This is a genomic window from Streptomyces sp. P9-A4 (assembly GCF_036634195.1).
In the GTDB taxonomy this organism is placed as follows: Bacteria; Actinomycetota; Actinomycetes; order Streptomycetales; family Streptomycetaceae; genus Streptomyces.
In genome coordinates, this window is record NZ_JAZIFY010000001.1 from 6,604,486 (window position 1) to 6,622,989 (window position 18,504).

An 18,504-nucleotide genomic window follows, 5' to 3' on the forward strand; every position below is an offset into this window, starting at 1 on the left:
GTCCTTCTGGTCATTCGGCCACCTCCGCCTTCCGGGCAGTCCGTCGTGGTTCGAGTTGCGGCAGCCGGCCCAGCTTCCCGGGGTGCCAGGGTTCGGTCCCCTCGCTCGGCCAGGCCCGGAACTCCTGGCCGAGCTCGGCGCAGAGGTACTGGACGGCGTACCGGCCGCTGGTGGCCGCCCGGATCAGGCCGCCCATGCCGGTCCACTGCCCGGCCATCGAGAAACCGCTCAGGCCCGGCAGCCGCATCCGGTCCCGGTTGACCAGCGCGGTCGACACGTCGTCGGCCTCGGAGAACGCCTTCCAGGCCAGGATGCTCCCGTAGGTGTTGCCGGTGTAGCGCTCCGTGGTGGCCGGGGTGGCCACGTCGACGAGCTCGATCCGCTCGTCGATGCCCGGGTGCCGTTCGGCCAGGAACCGGCGGAGGAAGTCGACGACCTGCTGTTTGCGCGCCCGGTACGCCCGGCGGTCGGCGCCGCGCAGCTCCTGCCAGGACCGGTGGTCGGTGAAGTAGGTGCAGTGCAGCACCGACTTCCCGGCCGGCGCGAAGCCGGTGCTGTAGCCCGAACGCTGCTGGACCACCAGACTGTGCTGCAGGCAGCCCGGCAGAGCGGCGCCCTGCTCCGCGCCGAGCAGGTAGGTGGTGCTGTGCGGCTCACCGGCGGGCAGGGGGCCGTCCAGGCCGACGAACGCGGAGACCACCGCCGGGTACAGGTTGTCCGGAGTGTCCAGCAGCTCGCGGTAGAGGCGGTCGGTACGCGGGCTGGTCCACCGCCCGTCAAGCAGCCGGTCCAGGACCGTCGGGCCGTCGCAGGCGGCGATCACGTGGTCGGCGAAGTGCTCCTGCCCGTCGCGGAGCCGTACGCCGATGGCACGCCCGTCCTCGACGAGGATGCGTTCCACCCGGGAGCGGTAGCCGACGTGCCCGCCGAGGCCGGCGTAGCGCTCCTCGACCGAACGGGCCAGCCCGAGCGAACCGCCCTCCGGGAAGCCCGCGTTGCCGTTGTACGCACAGGACATGGTGAAGAGGTAGGGGAGCAGCGGGAAGCCGGTGAGCTCCTGCAGGAACATGTTCGGGAAGGCCCGCCGCAGTAACGGGTCCTCGAAGCGGTCCGCGAAGCGGCGCATGGGGGTGGCCGCGGTCCGCCAGTACAGACGGAACGCGGGCAGGATGCCGAGCAGCGTCCCGGCCTTCTCCGCCGCGGACTTCAGCGGCGGCGGCTTCAGCTCCCAGCGTGGGTCGAGGGCGGCGAAGCGCCGGAGGTCCCGGCAGAACGAGCGGATCAGCCGGGCGTCGGCGGGCGAGACCTCCAGCAGGTGCTGCTGGAGCCGGTCGGGGTCGTTGTAGAAGGTGACGGATCTGCCGTGCTCGTCGACGACCCGGTTGAACTGGTCGAACGAGGTGATCCGCTTGCCGTCCAGCGCGCCGAGCTCGCGCCAGACGTCGTTCGCCCCGGTGCCGGGGGCGGTGCCGATCAGCCAGTCGATGCAGTAGTCGAAGAGGTAGCCCTGCCGGGCCCAGGCGGTACAGCAGCCGCCGGGCAGGACGTGCTTCTCGAAGATGCGGCTCTCCAGCCCGCTCATCTGCGCGTAGCAGCCGGCGGCCAGGCCCGACATGCCCGCGCCGATGATGATGACGCGCGGCCGTCCGCCAGGAGGCCGGGCGCTCCAACGGGGGCCGGTGTCACGCGCCGCCATGCGGGGCACCTCCCGCCAGCAGGGTGCGGGCCAGCTCGGCGTTGCGGTCCAGGAACGCGCCGTCGAGCATCTCGGCGTGCCGCCCGTGGCCCTGGAGGAGCGTGCAGCCGGCGGTGGAGGCGCTGTGCCAGCTTCCGGGCTCGCCCGCCGCGAAGTGGCGCAGCTTGTCCTGGTCGGAGATCACCACGATCGGGGCGCGGAGCACGCCCAGGGCGGGATGGGCACCGCAGTGGGCGAGGTACTCCCGGGCCTGTTCGAGGGTCTCCCGGGCGACGATCTCGGACCCGGTGTGCCGGTGCAGGTGCCCGGCCAGCTCCTGCTCGAACTCGGCCAGGTGCTCCTCGCCGAGGGTGACGGCCTCGGTGATCCGGTACGAGTCCATGATGACCACGGTGCTCACCGTCCGGCCCCGCCGCTCCAGCTCCTCGGCGATCTCGAAGGCGAGGTTGCCGCCGAGCGAGTAGCCGAACAGGATGTACGGTCCGCCCGGGTGCAGCTCCTCGGCCAGATCCGCGTAGCGGGCGGCCTTGTCCGTGCCGGAGAGGTAGTTGAACGCGGCGAAGCGGTGGTCGGGGATCAGGGCCGCGAGCTGCCGGTAGACCAGCCCGTGGCCGCCCGCCGGTGGCAGGCAGAAGACCGTCCTGGTCCGGTCCGCGCCGGGGTTGAACCACAGGTACGGCTCCGCGCCGGGGAGCCGTCCGGTGACGACGTCCTCCAGGGTGCGGGCCATGCCGTGCAGGGTGCTGGTCCGGAACAGCCGGCCGACCGGGACGGCGGCGTTGAACTCGGTCCGGAGGTGGTGGATCAGCTCGATCAGCTTGATCGAGCTGCCGCCCGCCTCGAAGAAGTCGTCCCGCAGACCGGGCTGTTCGAGCCCGAGCAGGGCCTGCCAGTGCGCGGCCATCCGCTGCTCGTACAGCGTCACCGGCGGCTCGTGCCGGTCCGGTCCGGCCTCGGCGCGGGGTTCCGGAAGCGCGGCGAGGTCGACCTTGCCGTTCGCGGTGAGCGGCAGGGCCGGCAGTTCGGTGAAGTGCGCGGGGATCAGGTACGTGGGCAGCTGCTCCGCGAGGTGGCGGCGCAGCTCCCGCGCGTCGAGACCGGCGCCCTCAACGGGTACGCAGTAGGCGCACAGCAGGTTCTCGCCGCTCTCGTCCCGCCGCACCGTGACGCACACCTGGGCGAGCTCGGGCCGGGCGGCCAGCCGGGCCTCGATCTCGCCGGTCTCGATCCGGTGGCCGCGGACCTTGACCTGGCCGTCGGCCCGGCCGAGGAGGTGCAGCACACCGTCGGCATCCCAGTGACCGAGGTCGCCCGTCCGGTACAGCCGCACGGGATCGCGGTCCGGCGTGAGGGTGACGAACCGCTCGGCCGTCCGCTCAGGTTCGCCGAGATACCCGGTGGCGACCCCGGCGCCGCCGATCCACAACTCGCCTGCCACGCCCGGCGGTACGGGCTCGCCGTGCCGGTCGAGGACGTACACCTCGCTGTTGGGCAGCGGCCGGCCGACCGGCACCATCCGGCCCGCCTCCAGGTGACCGGCCGGACCCTCGAAGCAGGCGCTGTCGATGGTCCCCTCGGTGAGACCGTAGGAGTTCACCACCCGCGTCGCCGGACCGCAGACGGCGATGAGCCGCTGGTGCTCGCCCGCCTTCCACGCGTCCGAGCCGACGATCAGCAGCCGCATGAAGTCCAGGCTCAGACCCTCCCGCTCGCAGTACGCCAGCAGGCCGCGCGCCACGGACGGGACGAACTCGCCGCAGTCGACGCCCTCGGACCGCATGGTCCGGTACAGCCGTGCGGTGTCGAACAGCAGGTCGCGGTCGACCAGGACCAGGGTGCCGCCGGAGCACAGGGCCCGGACCACGTCTCCGGTGAAGACGTCGAAGGAGACGCCCGCCATCTGCAGGTGGACCCGGGCCTCGGTGTCCAGCCGGTACTCCGACTGCCAGGCCGCGAACACCGACGCGAGGTTGCGGTGGCTGACCTGGACGGCCTTGGGACGGCCGGTGGAACCGGAGGTGTGGATCACATACGCGGCCTGGTCGAGGCCCACGACGGGCTCCGGCCGGGCGTCGGCTTCGGGCCGGTCCAGCTCCTCGGGGGTCACCGGCCTGCCGGGCAGCCGGGACACACCGTCCTGGGGTTGATCGGTCACGACGAGCCGGGCACCGGCGTGGGTCATCAGCTCGGCCAGCCGCTCGGCCGGGTGGTCCGGATCCAGCGGCAGGTACGCGCCGCCGGCCCGGAGCACCGCCACCAGGGCGATCACCAGCTCCGGGGACTTGGCCAGGCGGAGCGCCACCACCGTGCCCTCGCCGACGCCGAGTTCGCGCAGCGAGGCCGCCATGCGCCGGGAGCGGTGCTCCAGCTCCCGGTAGCCCAGGCGCCGCCCGCCGGGCACGGACACGGCGACCGCCTCCGGGTACTGGGCGGCGATCTTGCCGATCAGTTCGTGCACCGGGACGTCGTGGTCGATCCTCCGGGCGCCGCCGCTGAACTCCGTGAGGATCCGCTCCCGTTCCCCGGCGCCGAGCATCGGCAGCCGGCCGGCCGGGCGCTCGGCCGGTGCGCGGGTGAGCCCGTCGAGGAGGTTGCGGTAGTGGCCGGCCATCCGCCGGACCGTCTCCGTGTCGAACAGGTCGGTGTTGTACTTGAGGACGCAGTGGAAGCGGCCGTCCGAACGGTCCTCGTAGGCGGACAGGGTGACATCGAACTGGCCCTCCTCCTCGGGGAGTTCGATGTACTCCAGCTCATAGCCGAAGCGTTCCGTGGCCACCTTGTGGGTGAGCAGGATGAACATCGCCTGGAAGACCGCCGAGCGGCTCGGGTCGTGCTGCAGGCCCAGCTGCTCGACCAGCAGTACGAACGGGTACTCCTGGTTGTCCAGCCCGCCGAGGACGGTGTCACGCACCCGTGAGAGCAGCTCGGGCACCGTCGGCTCGCCGGTCAGGCTGACGTGGAGGGGCAGGGGATTGACGAAGTAGCCGTAGACGGAGGCGAACTCCTCCTCGGTGCGGCCGGTGACGGGGCTGCCGACCACGATCTCGTCCTGCCCCGACCACCGGTGCAGCAGCAGGTAGTACGCGGTCAGCAGCACCACGTACACGGTGACGTTGTGCTCGCGGGCCAGCGCGTGCACCCGGGCGCTCAGCTCCTCGTCCAGCCGGAAGAACTCGGAGGCGCCGTTGTCGGTCTGCACCGGCGGGCGCGGCCGGTCGGTGGGCAGGTCGAGCACCGGCACCTCGTCCGGCAGATGACCGCGCCAGTAGTCCAGCATCCGCCGCGCCTCCGGCCCGGCCAGGAAGCGGTTCTGCCGGTTGAGGAAGTCGAGGTAGCGGGCCGCCACCGGGGCGAGCTCCACGGGCCGGCCCGTGCGCAGGCCGTGGTAGACCTCGAACAGCTCCTCGATGAACGTGAAGGTGGAGATCGCGTCCGAGACGATGTGGTGGACGGCCTTCATGATGACCCAGCGGTCCGGCCCGCGCCGGAACAGCCGCAGCCGGACCAGGGGATCGCGCTCCAGGTCGTACGGCCTGCGGTACTCCCCGACCAGCAGCGCGCGGATCTCCTCCCAGGGCCGGCCCTCGACGTCGAACAGGCGGGTGTCGGCGCGGACGTCGCTCCGGATGCGCTGCACGGGGCGGCCGGATTCGGTGGTGATGCTCGCCCGCAGGCTCGGGTGCCGCCCGATCAGGGTGCGGAATGCCTCGAACAGCAGCTCCGGGTCCAGTTCGGCACGGACCTCCACCGCGCCGCCGATGTTGTAGGCGAAACCGTCCGGGTTGAGCTGCCGCAGGAACCACAGGGCCTGCTGGTTGTGGGTGAGCGGGTGACAGTGCTCGTCGGTGAACAGCTCCACCGCCGTCTCCTGCGGCGCCCCGTCGGCCGACACCAGCTCGGCCAGTCCTTCGAGGAGTCGGTCGATCAGTTCACCGACCGGCCCGTTGCTGAGCAGGGCGACCACCGGCAGTGAGACACCCAGCTCGGTGTGGACCCGGGCCCGCAGCTCCATCGCGAGCAGCGAGTCGAGACCGAGCGAGCCGAGTCGGCTGTCCGCGTCGATCAGCTCCGGCCCCACCCGGAGCACGCCCGCGGCCAGCGCGGCGAAGTGCTCGGCGACCAGCCGCGCGCGAGCCGTCGGGTCGGAGCCGCGGATGGTGTCGAGCAGGCTGCCGCCCTGCCCGGTCGGGGTGGCCCGCGCGGCGGCGGCCGCGAGGCCGGAGACCAGTCGCGGCGGCGTGGGGTACCAGGAGAGGAACACCGGCCAGTCCACCACGGTGGCGACGAGCAGCTGGGCCCGGTCCTGCCCGATCACCCGCTCCAGGACCGCCATCCCGGTGTCCGGGGCGAGCGAGCTCATCCCCCGGGCGTCCCGGTAGTGGGCGACCAGCCCGAGTTCCTCGATCATGCCGGTGGCCCAGGGCCCCCAGTCCAGGCTGAGCGCGGGCAGGCCTCGCGCACGACGGTGGTGGGCGAGCGCGTCCAGGAAGGCGTTGCCGGCGGCGTAGTTGACCTGACCGGCCGTGGTCAGCAGCGAGGCGACCGAGGCGAACAGGACGAAGTGCTCCACCGGCTCCTCTCGCAGCAGCCGGTGCAGGAGGTATCCGCCGTGCACCTTCGGCCCGTAGCCGGCGTCGAAGGCCGCACGGTCCAGCGACGGCAGCAGGACGTCCCGTACCTGCCCGGCGAGGTGGAACACGCCCCGTACCGGAGGCAGTCCACTGCTCCTCTGCTCGGCCAGCCAGCGTTCCATCGCCTCCTGGTCGGTCACGTCGACCGCGGCGACCAGCACCTCGGCACCCAGGGCTTCGAGCTCGCGAAGGAAGGCGACCCGCTGCCCGGCGGGGCTCCGCGGATCGAGCCCGTGCCACGCGCCGCGCTCGGGCACGGCGGTACGGCCGAGCAGGATCAGGCGCCGGGCCCCGCGCCGCACCAGGGTGCGGCAGAGCAGCCGCCCGAGCGCCCCGAACGCGCCCGTGACCAGGTAGCTGCCGTCCGTACGCAGCCGCAGTGGCAGCGGGCGGGTGAGACCGGCGGGCGGACGCAGCCGGCTGACGTGGCGGCGGACGCCACGCAGAGCGATCTCGTCCTCGCCGTCGTCGGCCGCCAGCTCGCGCAGCAGGGCTTCGGCTTCCGGCGATGACTGGGCGGGCGGGCTTGAGTCCGGTCGCCCAGTCGGTCCTGCGGTCGGATCGAGATCGATCAACTTACCTGCATGGGCGGTGAGTTCCTGCTGCCAAAGGACCCGGCCGATGCCCCAGGCGGACGCGCCGAACGGCTCCACCGGATCGCCCGGCCTGACGGCCTGGGTGCCCCGGGTGACGATGTGCAGCCGTCCGTCCGGTCGGGCCTCGGGCAGCACCTGGGCGAGCGGGACGAGCGAGAAGGCACCGATGGTGCCGATCTCGGCGAGGTCCCCGGCGGCGACGGCGTCGAGCGCCGGCAGGTCGAGGTTCCACAGATGGGCCACCGTCCGGAAGGACGGGTCGAGGTCCGCGAACAGGCTCCGCAGATCGGCGGCCGAGTCCGGCCGGACAGTCGCGTACGGTCCGCCGCTCCGGTAGGCGCGGCCGGGACGTACGAGCAGGCACTGCCCGCCACGGGCCCGCACCAGATCGGCCATCCGGTCGGCGAGGCCGCCCTCGTCGGCGAACAGCAGCAGGTCGGGTGCCCGCGTATCCGACGGGCCGACGGACGCCTCCCCTCCGGACCCCTCCGGTTCGGTCTCCTCCGACGCCAGTTCCTCCCAGCCGACCTCGGCCAGCCAGCCGTCGATGGTGCTCAGCTTCACCGCGGAGGCCACGCGATCCACCGCCGCCGCGCGGAAGCCGGTGATCCTGCCGATCGGGGTTCCGTCCTCGGCGTACAGGGCGAGATCGCCGATCAGCTCCTCGCCGTTCTCCTCGGTGACGGTGGCGTGCGCCCACAGCGGCCGGTCCCCGACCGGGTCCAGGCGCACCTCCTCGATCCCGACGGGCAGGCGGATGCCACCGGAACGCCCGCCGTCCGGCGACAGCGCGGTCAGCATGGTCTGGAAGCAGGCGTCCAGCAGCACCGGATGCGCGTGGCAGCCCGCCGCGTCGGCGCCGATCTCCGGGGTGGGGCGGATCAGGGCCAGCGCCTCGCCGGGCCCGGTCCACACCTCGTCGATGGCCTGGAAGGCCGGGCCGTAGTGATAGCCGAGCGCCGCCAGTTCTCCGTAGCAGGCGGCCCCGTCGAGACGGCGCCCACCGCGGGCACGCACGGACTCGGCGTCCAGCGGTCCCGCGACCCGGCACGGCTGGCCGGTGCGTACGACTCCGCTCGCGTGCACCGTGGGGTCCGCGGCTCCGGCTCCGGAGTCCGCGGGGGAGGCGATGGTGAACCTGGCCTCCTCCGGAGAGAAGGAGAGCTGTACGGTGGCGGACTCGCCCTCGGGCAGGAACAGGGCCCGGGAGAACTCCACGTCGGCCAGGGTCGCGAGATCGCCGCCGGTCATCGCGCGTACCGCTTGGGCGGCCATTTCCAGGTACCCGGCGGCCGGGAAGACCGTACTGCCCTCGATCCGGTGGTCGGCCAGGTACGCCAGGCGCTCGGTGTCCAGCTGGCTCTCCCAGGTCGGCTGGAGGGAGGCGGTGCGGCGGCCGAGCAGGGGGTGGTCGAGCAGGCCGAGGCGGATCTGCTCCACCGGGCGGGGTTCGACCCAGTATCGGTCCCGCTGCCACGGATAGCGGGGCAGCGGCACGGGCCGCCCCCCGGGCTGGAGCACCGTCCAGTCGACCTCGACGCCCAGGGTGTGGAGTTCGGCCAGGGAGCGGGCGAACCGCTCGGGTTCGTCCTCCCGGCGGCGGATCGAGGGCAGGGTCAGCCCGTCCGCGGCCCGGGCGTCCAGGCACTCCCGGATCGAGTGGCCGAGGACGGGGTGGGGGCCGAGCTCCAGGAACAGGGTGTAGCCGTCGTCGACGAGCCGGTCGATCGCGGAGCGGAACCGGACGGGCTGCCGGACGTTCTCCCACCAGTAGCCGGCGTCCAGTTCGGGTCCGAGCGCGCGTCCTTCCCGGGCCGTCAGGTACAGCGGGAGCCTCGCCGGACGCGGCTCGATCCCGGCCAGCGCCTCGTGCAGCTCGGCGCGGATCGGGTCCATCCGCACGCTGTGGTACGGCACTTCGACGTCGAGGAACCGCGTGAAGACCTGATCCCGGCCCAGCCGGTCGGCGAGCTCGCGGAGGGTGTCCGGGTCCCCGGAGAGCGTCACCGAGGCCGGGCTGTTGACGGCGGCCACCGACACCCGGTCCCGGTACGGGCGGACGAGCCGTTCGGCCTCCTCCTCGGGCAGGTTCGCCGCCAGCATGGCGCCCGTGCCGGCGAGCCGCTGCTGGAGGCTGCTGCGTCCCAGCGCCACCCGGACAGCGTCCTCGAGCCCGTACACCCCGGCCCGGTGGAAGGCCGCGATCTCGCCGGTGCTGTGTCCCACCACCGCGTCGGGCCGCACCCCGTAGTGCTCCCAGAGTGCCGCAAGACCCGACTGGACCGCGAAGTTGGCAGGCTGGGCGAGCCAGGTCTCAGCCATCCGTGACTCCGGCTCGGGCCTGGTCAGTTCGTCGAGCAGCGACCAGCCGGCCTGGCGGCGGATCTCCCGGTCGCAGCGCTCCACCGCCTCCCGGTAGACCGGCTCCGCGTCGAGCAGTTGGCGTCCCATGCCCCACCACTGCGGCCCCATGCCGGTGAACACCCAGACCAGCCGCCGCTGCCCGGCGTCCCGCCGGCGGCCCCGTACCGCCCGGGGGTGCGGCTCGCCGCGCTCGCAGGCGGCCAGCGCCTCGTCCAGGGACTCGCGGGAGGAGTGGACGATCGCCAGCTGTTCCTCGAACCGCTGGCGGCGGTGCGCGAGCGTGTGCCCGAGGTCCGTGAGCGACACCCCCGTGGCGAGTTCCCGCCGGATGCCGCCCGCGAGTTCCGCCAGCCCGGCCGCGTGGCGGGCACTCAGCGGAAGCACGGAGAGGGGCGGCGGCTGGTCCGCCGCACTCCCCTCACCTTGCGGGATCGGTGGTGCCTCCTCCAGCAGGACGTGTGCGTTGGTGCCGCCGAAGCCGAAGGAGTTGACGCCCGCCCGGGCGGGACCTTCGTGCTCCGGCCAGTCGACCGCCGCGGTCGGGATCTCGAACGGCAGCGTGGCGAAGTCGATGGCGGGGTTGGGGCGTTCCAGGTTGAGGTGCGGCGGGATGCGGCGGTGCCGGAGGGCGAGCGCCGTCTTGATCAGTCCGGCCACTCCGGCCGCGGACTCCGTGTGCCCGATGTTGGTCTTGACCGAGCCGACGTAGCAGCGGGCCCCCGGTGGTCGGCCGATCGCCAGCACCCGGCCGAGTGCCTCGGCCTCGATCGGGTCGCCGACGGGGGTGGAGGTGCCGTGCGCCTCGACGTACTGGAGGCTGCCGGGTGCGACCCCCGCCTCGGCGCACACCCGCTCGATCAGCGTGGCCTGGGCGTCCGCGCTGGGCACGGTGATGCCGTTGGTCCGCCCGTCCTGGTTGACGCCGCTGCCGATCACCACCGCGTGGACGGGGTCGCCGTCGCGCAGGGCGTCCGACAGGCGCTTGAGGACCACCACACCGACGCCCTCGGCTCGTACGTAGCCGTCGGCGGAGGCGTCGAAGGCACGCGAGCGCCCGTCGGGGGAGAGGAAGCCGCCCTTGGTCTCGGCGATCGTGTACTGCGGTGCCAGGTGCAGCAGGGTGCCTCCGGCCAGGGCCAGTTCGCTCTCGCCGCGCAGCAGGCTCTGACAGGCCAGGTGGACCGCGACCAGGGAGGAACTGCACGCCGTGTCGATCGAGAGGCTGGGGCCGCGGAAGTCGAGGCAGTGCGAGATGCGGTTCGACACCATCGTCATCATGGTGCCGGTGGCGGTGTGGGCGGCCAGCGTCTCGAAGCCGAGGTCGGCGAACTGCAGGATCTTGTAGTCCAGGGTGAAGGCGCCGATGAACACCCCGACGTCCCGTCCGGCCAGCTCGCCCGGCTTCTGTCCGCCGTCCTCCAGCGCCTCCCAGGACACCTCCAGCAGCTTCCGCTGCTGCGGGTCCATGTGCTCCGCCTCGCGCGGGCTGATGCCGAAGAAGTGGGGGTCGAACTCGTCGAAGCCGTCGATGTAGCCGCCCCGGCCACCGATGAGCCGGCCCGGCTTGGCCCTGTCACGGCTGCCGAGCGTGCTGGTGTCGTACCGGTCCGCCGGGGTGGGGACGAGGCAGTCCCGCCCCTCGATCAGGTTCTGCCAGAAGGCCCGGTGGTCACCCGCTTGTCCGGGGAGACGGCAGCCGATGCCGATGATGGCGACCTTCTCACGGAAGGCGGTGTTGGGTGAGTCGGTCATGGTCCAATCCGGAATTGATGGCGCCTCGGTACGGGCCAGGCGAGGGGCGGTTTCGGGCACGACGCCCGTACGGCACGGGGCTACGCGGTGCGAGTCGGGCGGCGCCAGGGATGCAGCAGGCCGGCGAGGACCGCCCCGGTCTCCGGGAACGCGGTCGGATCCTGGACGCCCACCACGGCCGGCCGGCGGCCCGGCCGCCAGGTGAAGCTGCCGAAGAGGCGGTCCCAGACCGACAGGTCGACTCCGTAGTGGCCGGCCTCGTCGATGTCGGCGCTGTGATGCAGCCGATGCTGTTCGGGGCTGGCCAGGACATGGTTGAACGGCCCGAGACGGACATCCACATTCGCGTGCACGAAATATCCTTGAACGATGGTGAAGAGCGCCACCGCGAAGAGGCAGTCAGGAGAGAACCCCAACAATCCGAGGCTCAATTGAACGGCACCCTGTTTGAACGCGACATCCAGCACGTGATTGACGCCGTTGTTGGCGACATTGACCTTCCGCGGAACATGGTGAATTCCATGGACCTTCCACAGCCACCGATTGGTGTGCGCGAAGCGGTGCGCCAGGTAGCCGGCGAGAGAGGAGGCCAGCAGGGCCACGGGCACCTGCACCCACAACGCGAGCCCCAGCCCCCCTCCCGGAGCCGCCGCGACGACGACCGCGACGACCGCCTGAGCGAGCACGGCTCCCGCCATGGTGAACACGAAGTAGGCCGCGTACCAGCAGAGTTCTCGCACGCTGGGGTGCCAGTCGGAGCGATGGGGGATCAGCCTTTCCAGCACCGCGAGATAGAGGATGGCGCCGACCAGAAAGAACTGGACAGCCTCCCCGCGGTCCCAGCCGTAGCGCAGCGTCGAGGCGAAGAGCCAGGCCGCGGAGAGGGCCAGGATCGGATAGGCGACATGCCGAAGCACCTCGCGCGAGGAAGCTGCGATGGCCCACGATTTCGCCGAAAGTGACCCCGTCTCGGGTCGATTTTCCATGCGGAGAATCTCCATCACGTCCGAATGAGGGACCGAACACTAGCAGCGGCCGAGAGGGCCTGTTCATTCCTCGGCGACGCTTTTTGGCCAGCCCGCGGCGAGCGATATCGAACGGTGATTGATAGGAAGAAGTGCTTTACGTTCGTGATCGCCGGCATATTCGTGATGACGATGCAGGCGGGCCGGCCCGCCTGCAGCAACGATTCAGCGCCGCTGTGAAGCGCCCGTGGCCACCGGCCGTCACCACCGGAACTCCTCGGCCGATGTGCGTCGGGCGGGGAGCCGGACCGCCGGACCGCCTTCGACTGGCACCGGCGCGCGACGGCGCGGGGGAAGAACAGGGGAGTGCCTCCGAAAAGAGAAACGCCCGAAAAAGCAGCCTCGGCGCAACCGGACCGAGGACGCCTCGGGGGAGTAGGGCGACGCTTTGGCGAACAAGGTCTGCGAGCAGACCGGCACGGCTCCGTACGCGACGCCCGGCGGCGGCCCGGCCAGGCCCCCTGCGAATTCGCCGGGCGCGGTCGTCGCGGAAGGGGGAGCGGCTTCCCTCGGGTGGCACTCTGTCGGCTGTGCTGGTCTTCCCTGTTGGATCTACGTGTTGAAGCGGATCGAGCAGGGGTGGATGCGTGGCGGGTTGGCGTACGTACTGGGTGCCCGAGGAACGTCGGGTGATGGCGGACCGGGTGCCTGTTCTGACCGGGTGGGAAGACCCGGCCGCATGTGAGGACCGCGTAGGGATTCATCCTGGGGATCCGATTCTTCTTTCTCCGGACCACCGGATCGATGAGGTGCTGAGCCGGTACTTGTGCCGGTCGTCGTTCGCCCGTCCCGCGCCGGAGACGAAGCGGAACTACACGGACGACTACTGCCTGTTCTTCGATTTCCTGTGGGGTCGTGGGAAGTGCTGGAGCGAGGCATCGGCGGACGATCTGTGGGATTTCGAGGACTGGCGAATCCGGTCACTCCGCAACGCCAGCCGGATCGGCGGGGCACGGTGGAACCGGGGTCTGGCAGCGCTGGCGCGGCTGTACGAGTGGGCGGTGCAGCGCGAGTTCGTGCAGGTGAACCCGCTGCTGATGAGGTCTGTCGTCGGTCGGACCGGCAATCCGGTCTTGGTTCCGGCGGCACGGGCGAAGAACGCGCGGACCAGTGAGGTGCGCTGGCTGATGCCGCGGGCGTTTCGCCGATGGGTGGATGTGGGCTTGCACGGGTTCGGAGCCGACGGGCTGCCGACCGCTGGGTGGGCGGGGCGGTTGGCCGATCGCAAGGCCGCCTTCGCCGGCTTGCTCTGCTGCACTGGCAGGACCGGGACGGCGTGGTGGGCCGGACACCGCTGCCGGACGCGACGTGGACCGCGGCCAGCCGATTCCGTCCCGACCCAACGCCGGCTACGCCCACGCCCTGGCCACCACCTGCATCGCCGGGCATGCGGCTGCTCATACACGCAAGTCAACGGTCTGATGGGCACCGGGCCGTGGCAGCACCTGTCCGAGTACGTACGCACCAATCCGGGCCCCTGCCCCCTGGCCGCCCCGGTCACCGGCCTCGTGAAGGGAACACCGTGGACGGCCCGCACTCGTTCCTGATGTGCGTCTACAACCGCGACCGCGCTCCATGCCACCGCCTCCATGTCGCCGACGCCCCGAGCCTGGACCGCTGCCAGCCGTCGTGTGCGAACATCGCGCGCACCGACCGCCACGCCGACGAACTCGTGCAGCGCGCACAGAGGTTGGAGAAGCAGGCCGCCTCGGAGGCTGTGCCCGGCCCGCTCGCCGACCGGCTCACCCAGCGTGCGGACCATCTCCGGGCTCTGGCCACCCGTCACCACACCGATGGCATCCATTCCCAGGAGCCGACCGCATGAGCCCCGTCGCAGACGAGCGCGACCGTATCCGTGCCGCGATGGACCGCATCCTGAGCGGCACACCCGAACGCTCCAACGGCGCCCTGACGATCGTCGGCCTCGCCGTCGAAGCCGGTGTCCCGTGCAATGCACTCACCCAGCGGCACACCGACCTGAAGAACGAGTTCTACGACAAGGCCGGCGCCTGCGGCGGCACCCCGGACAGTGAGCAGCGCCTGCGCAAGCAGGTCCGCCGGCTCAAGGAGCGGCGGGCTGCCGACGCGGAGGAGATCGCCCGCGTCAAGGCCGACGTCGAAGCTCTCGTGGGCGCGCTGCACCAAGCAACAGTCGAGAACCAACTCCTACATCAGCAGCTGGCAGACCGTACGGCCGTGCTCCGGCCGCTGTCCTCTCAGCATCAACCACAGAAACGAACAGACCCTCTCGGTCACTCGTAGGTGAAAGTGAGGGAGTTGCTGGTGCCGCCGGGGGAGTGGACGGTGACGGGAACGCCTCCGACCCCGGGCGGCGAGGTGGCGAGGACGATGGTGTCGGAGATGGCGGCGAAGCTGGCGGGCGTGGCGCCGAAGAAGACCCCGTCGGTGTAGGTGAGGGCTGTGCCGTTGATCGTGACGTTGGTGCCGCCGGTGGTGGCGCCGGTGTCGGGGATGAGGCTTGTGAGGGCGGGCTGTGGCACGTACGTGTAGTACGGGTTGCCGATACTGGGGTCGCTGGTGCCCCCGGGAGTGGTGACGGTGACCACCACGGTGTTGGTGCCGGCCGGCGCAGTCGCCGTGATCTGGTTGTCCCCCAGGACGACGATGTTGCCGGCGGCCTGGGCATCGAAGTGGACGGCGGTGGTGCCGGTCAGGTTGGTCCCGAAAATGGTGACGTTGGTGCCGCCGCTGGTGGACCCGAAATGGGGGTCGAGGTCCGTGAGGGTGGGCCCCGCCACGGTGGTGTAGGAGTAGGTGACGCCGTTGCTGGTGCCGCCGGGCGTGGTCACCGTCACGGGGACGGAACCCGACCCGACGGGCGCGGTGGCGGTGATCTGCGTGTCACTGTTGACGGTGAAGACCGCCGATGCCGCGCCGAAGTGCACCGCGCTGGCGCTGGTGAACCCGACGCCTGTGAGCACCACCTGATTCCCGCCACTCGTCGGCCCCTGGCCGGGCACAAGTGCGTAGAGCACCGGCGTCGTGAGATAGGTGTAGGTGAGACCGTTGCTGGTGCCGCCGGGCGTGGTCACCGTCACGGGGACCGGACCTGACCCGACGGGCGCGGTGGCGGTGATCTGCGTGTCACTGTTGACGGTGAAGACCGCCGATGCCGCGCCGAAGTGCACCGCGCTGGCGCTGGTGAACCCGACGCCCGTGAGCACCACCTGATTCCCGCCACTCGTCGGCCCCTGGCCGGGCACAAGTGCGTAGAGCACCGGCGTCGTGAGATAGGTGTAGGTGAGACCGTTGCTGGTGCCGCCGGGCGTGGTCACCGTCACGGGGACCGGACCTGACCCGACGGGCGCGGTGGCGGTGATCTGCGTGTCACTGTTGACGGTGAAGACCGCCGATGCCGCGCCGAAGTGCACCGCGCTGGCGCTGGTGAACCCGACGCCCGTGAGCACCACCTGATTCCCGCCACTCGTCGGCCCCTGGCCGGGCACAAGTGCGTAGAGCACCGGCGCCGTGAGATAGGTGTAGGTGAGACCGTTGCTGGTGCCACCAGGCGTGGTCACTCGCACGCTCGCCTGCCCGACGCCCGGCGGTGCGGTGGCCCTGATGGAGGAGTTGCTGACCACGGTGAAGGCGGCGGAGTTCGTACCGAAGCGGACGGCGGTGGCTCCGGTGAGACTGGCGCCGGAGATGATGACCTGGTTGCCGCCGACGGCAGGGCCCTGGGTGGGATTGAGTGTGCTGATCATCGGTGGCATGGAGCGGGCCTCTCTGGCTTGTCTCTCGTTCGGGCGGGGTGCGCGCTTTCTGTACGGGGCTGGGCGGTCCCCAGCCCCGTGGATGGGCGTGTGTGCTCTGATCACCCAGAGCACACACGGGCGGCTCGTGTGCGCCACCGGAAATCCATTGATGAATTTGGGGGGCCCAAACACAGCAAGCACCTCTATCATCAGGGACTTCGCTGTCGGCATCTCACTGCACTTCTTCACGAACTCGCGGCTCGCGATGCTGGAGCAGCGTCAGGCGACTTTCGCCTCGTCGCAGCGTCCGGCACGGCCCTTCGCGGCGTCGCCGAATCGATCGAGTAGGACCTCTACGAAGTCGATCCGGCGTCTTGCGAGCCACCGCACCGGACGCTGCTCCCTGACGGGCAAACCCTGACTGACGCGGCACCCGTGGGTGTCAGGTGGTGAAGGTGAGGGCCGGGGTGGTGGTGCCGCCAGGGTTGGTGACGGTCACGTTGAGCGCCGTTCCCGACGGGGCGCCGGGGGGCACCGTCACGATCAGCTGAGTGTCGCTGAGAGGGGTGAAATCGGCGGGGTAGTCGGTTGGGCCGGCGGGATCGGTGAAGGTGGCGGCGCTGACGTCGTAGAAGCCGGTGCCCACGATGAGGACGCCGGTGTCGCCCGGCGACCCGGTGCTGGGGGTGATGGTGGCGGCCGTCGGCCGGTCGTAGTAGGTGTACTGGCCGGAGGCGCCGGCGATGGCGCTGGTCCCGCCCGGGTTGGTTGCCGTGACGTTGACGGTGACCGGTGCGCCCGTGACAACGAAGGTGGGCGGGGTGACGGAGCGCTGGGAGTCGCTGACGACGGGGCCGAGGGTGCCGGCGCCCGCAGCGCCGAAGGTGACCGCCGTGGTCGCGGCGAACCCGCTGCCGTAAAGCGTGGTGGCGGGTGGGGAGGTGTCAGGGCCGACGTTGGCGTTGATACCCCCGATCGTGGGGGCGGCGATGTTGAAGAACGGCTTGGCGTTGCTGGTGGAGGCGCCCACAGTCACGCTGACGTTGACCTGCGCGCACCCGCCGGGGGCGGTGACGGTGATCTGGGTGTTGGCGACGGTGACCGTGCCGGTCACTGACGTGTTGTCGAAGTGGACAGTCGGTGTGCTGGCGATGGCGCCGAACCCGGTACCGGCGATGGTCACGACGGTACCGGACGCGCCTTGGGTGGGGCTGATGGAAGTGATGACGGGAGCCATCAGGTCCTCCTATGAGGTCGGGTGTTGAGTGGTACCGCCACATCCCGGACCAGTGCCCCCTGCGGAAACGGGCACCAGGCGGTGGATCGGATCGCGACGCTGGAGACGCCCGTGAGCGGGGTTGCCGAGCCGAGGCGTCATGGGAATCGCGGTACTGCCGCAGATGCCACCAGCAGAGGGATGGGCGGGTTACCTGGTTCGGACATCAGTCAGTGAGCCGCTTGGCGTAAGAATGAGCAAGACGGTTAACGGCACATCACTCAAATGAGTTATATTTATGTGCCTATTGGGACATTTGTAAATATCTGTGGCGAGTCGTAGAGGTGCGACTGGCCGGTCGGCGGCCAACGTCGCTTCCAGCACTGTTGCGTTCGGCTGACGGGTGGTTCGCCAAGCCGGTGACGACGAAGAACGGGACCTCTGGTAGTGAGCTGCCGACTCGAACAGGAGCGGCGGAGCGCGGTTGGGTTCGCAGTTCGTGGCGCGCTGCAGGACGCCGGGCCAGGTGCTGGTGACTCGTGAACGTCTGCCGCTCTTCGGGGCCGGCTCTCCCGGGGTATGTCGCCAGTCCTGCGTCCGCCTGCGGTCTGACTCGACACAGGCATGTCCGGTCGTCTGGTTTCGGACGTCGGCGTGTCGAGCGTGGTCGCCCCATCGTCCGACCGCAAGGAATACGGCCTGTGATGCATCGCTATCGATCCCCACAGGGCCACCCGCACCGCCACCGCCGGGCCCGGTGATGCGGAGTCAGCTGGAAGTGACACACCATCCAACCGGGCGGACCCGGCAACACCTCCACCGCATCTATGTAAAGCGGGCATATGGTGATGTTCCTCGATCAAAGGAGCACTCATATGGGACGTATGCATCTGCGCAGGCGGGGGGCGGGAACTCTCGTTGCCACAGCCGCGCTCGCGGCCGTGATCGGCCTGGCCACCCCGGCCGCAGCCGTGGACTCCTCGACCACTGTCCAGGCATCACCCTCGACGACCACCGTCGGAAACCCGGCGACCCTCACCGCGACCGTGACCTGCGCCGAGGACCCCAGCGGCGGCCTGGGCGTGACCTTCTGGGACGGCCCTGACGTGCTGGACACCATCGCGGTGAATTCCAGCGGTCAGGCCACCTACACGGCAACGTTCAACGTCACCGGTACGCACACGATCACCGCGGCGTACAACGGCAACACCGGATGCGACGCCTCGAGCAACACCACCACAGTCACCGTGACCCAAACCCCCGCACCCCCGACGCCAGGGCCCTGCCTCCTGCTCTGCGGTGGACCCGGCCTGTTCAACTTCAGCACCGGCAACATCCACAACGAAGTCAACATCGATTCACACAACGGCCGCCCCCGCGATGACGTACGGCCGTCGCACTGGAGCAACTACGGTAGAGCGGTGACCCGTACAGTCACGCCCACGGTCTGACCAGAGCTCTCCCCCGTCTACACAGCCGATGCGTTCCACGGGCGACGGCGTGGCCGC

9 protein-coding genes are annotated in these 18,504 nt (G+C 70.7%); 4 read left to right on the forward strand and 5 right to left on the reverse strand.

Features of this window, described 5'->3' with window-relative positions:
* Positions 1–10: 10 nt before the first annotated feature.
* The 3 genes from V4Y03_RS29640 to V4Y03_RS29650 form a co-directional block, all read right to left on the reverse strand.
* On the reverse strand, positions 11–1,696 hold the full coding sequence (locus tag V4Y03_RS29640; RefSeq protein WP_332436922.1) for a phytoene desaturase family protein: 1,686 nt from the start codon (positions 1,694–1,696) through the stop codon (positions 11–13).
* On the reverse strand, positions 1,683–11,039 hold the full coding sequence (locus V4Y03_RS29645; protein ID WP_332436923.1) for a non-ribosomal peptide synthetase/type I polyketide synthase: 9,357 nt from the start codon (positions 11,037–11,039) through the stop codon (positions 1,683–1,685). The genes V4Y03_RS29640 and V4Y03_RS29645 overlap by 14 nt, the downstream gene beginning before the upstream one ends.
* A gap of 80 nt (positions 11,040–11,119) precedes the next feature.
* Positions 11,120–12,025 (reverse strand): sterol desaturase family protein, encoded by a 906-nt coding sequence (locus V4Y03_RS29650; protein WP_332437291.1) that lies wholly within the window; start codon positions 12,023–12,025, stop codon positions 11,120–11,122.
* A 671-nt stretch (positions 12,026–12,696) separates the two neighbouring features.
* Here V4Y03_RS29650 and V4Y03_RS29655 point away from each other — a divergent pair.
* The 3 genes from V4Y03_RS29655 to V4Y03_RS29665 are packed head-to-tail and all read left to right on the forward strand — an operon-like array spanning position 12,697 to position 14,326.
* Positions 12,697–13,611: a hypothetical protein gene (locus V4Y03_RS29655; protein ID WP_332436924.1), complete on the forward strand. Its 915-nt coding sequence runs from the start codon at positions 12,697–12,699 to the stop codon at positions 13,609–13,611.
* Positions 13,587–13,889 carry a hypothetical protein gene (locus V4Y03_RS29660; RefSeq protein WP_332436925.1) on the forward strand — a complete coding sequence of 101 codons (303 nt, stop codon included), beginning with the start codon at positions 13,587–13,589 and terminating at the stop codon, positions 13,887–13,889. Before V4Y03_RS29655 ends, V4Y03_RS29660 begins: the two co-directional genes overlap by 25 nt.
* Positions 13,886–14,326 (forward strand): hypothetical protein, encoded by a 441-nt coding sequence (locus V4Y03_RS29665; RefSeq protein WP_332436926.1) that lies wholly within the window; start codon positions 13,886–13,888, stop codon positions 14,324–14,326. Before V4Y03_RS29660 ends, V4Y03_RS29665 begins: the two co-directional genes overlap by 4 nt.
* On the opposite strand, the gene V4Y03_RS29670 is transcribed toward V4Y03_RS29665, so the two are convergent.
* Entirely contained in the window at positions 14,317–15,789 is a 1,473-nt protein-coding gene (locus V4Y03_RS29670; RefSeq protein ID WP_332436927.1) for an IPT/TIG domain-containing protein, read from the reverse strand. The two genes, V4Y03_RS29665 and V4Y03_RS29670, sit on opposite strands and share 10 nt — an antisense overlap.
* A gap of 433 nt (positions 15,790–16,222) precedes the next feature.
* The gene (locus tag V4Y03_RS29675; RefSeq protein ID WP_332436928.1) at positions 16,223–17,017 is read right to left on the reverse strand and encodes an IPT/TIG domain-containing protein; all 795 of its coding nucleotides are present in this window, start codon (positions 17,015–17,017) and stop codon (positions 16,223–16,225) included.
* A gap of 821 nt (positions 17,018–17,838) precedes the next feature.
* Here V4Y03_RS29675 and V4Y03_RS29680 point away from each other — a divergent pair.
* Entirely contained in the window at positions 17,839–18,447 is a 609-nt protein-coding gene (locus V4Y03_RS29680; protein WP_332436929.1) for an Ig-like domain-containing protein, read from the forward strand.
* Positions 18,448–18,504: the final 57 nt, after the last annotated feature.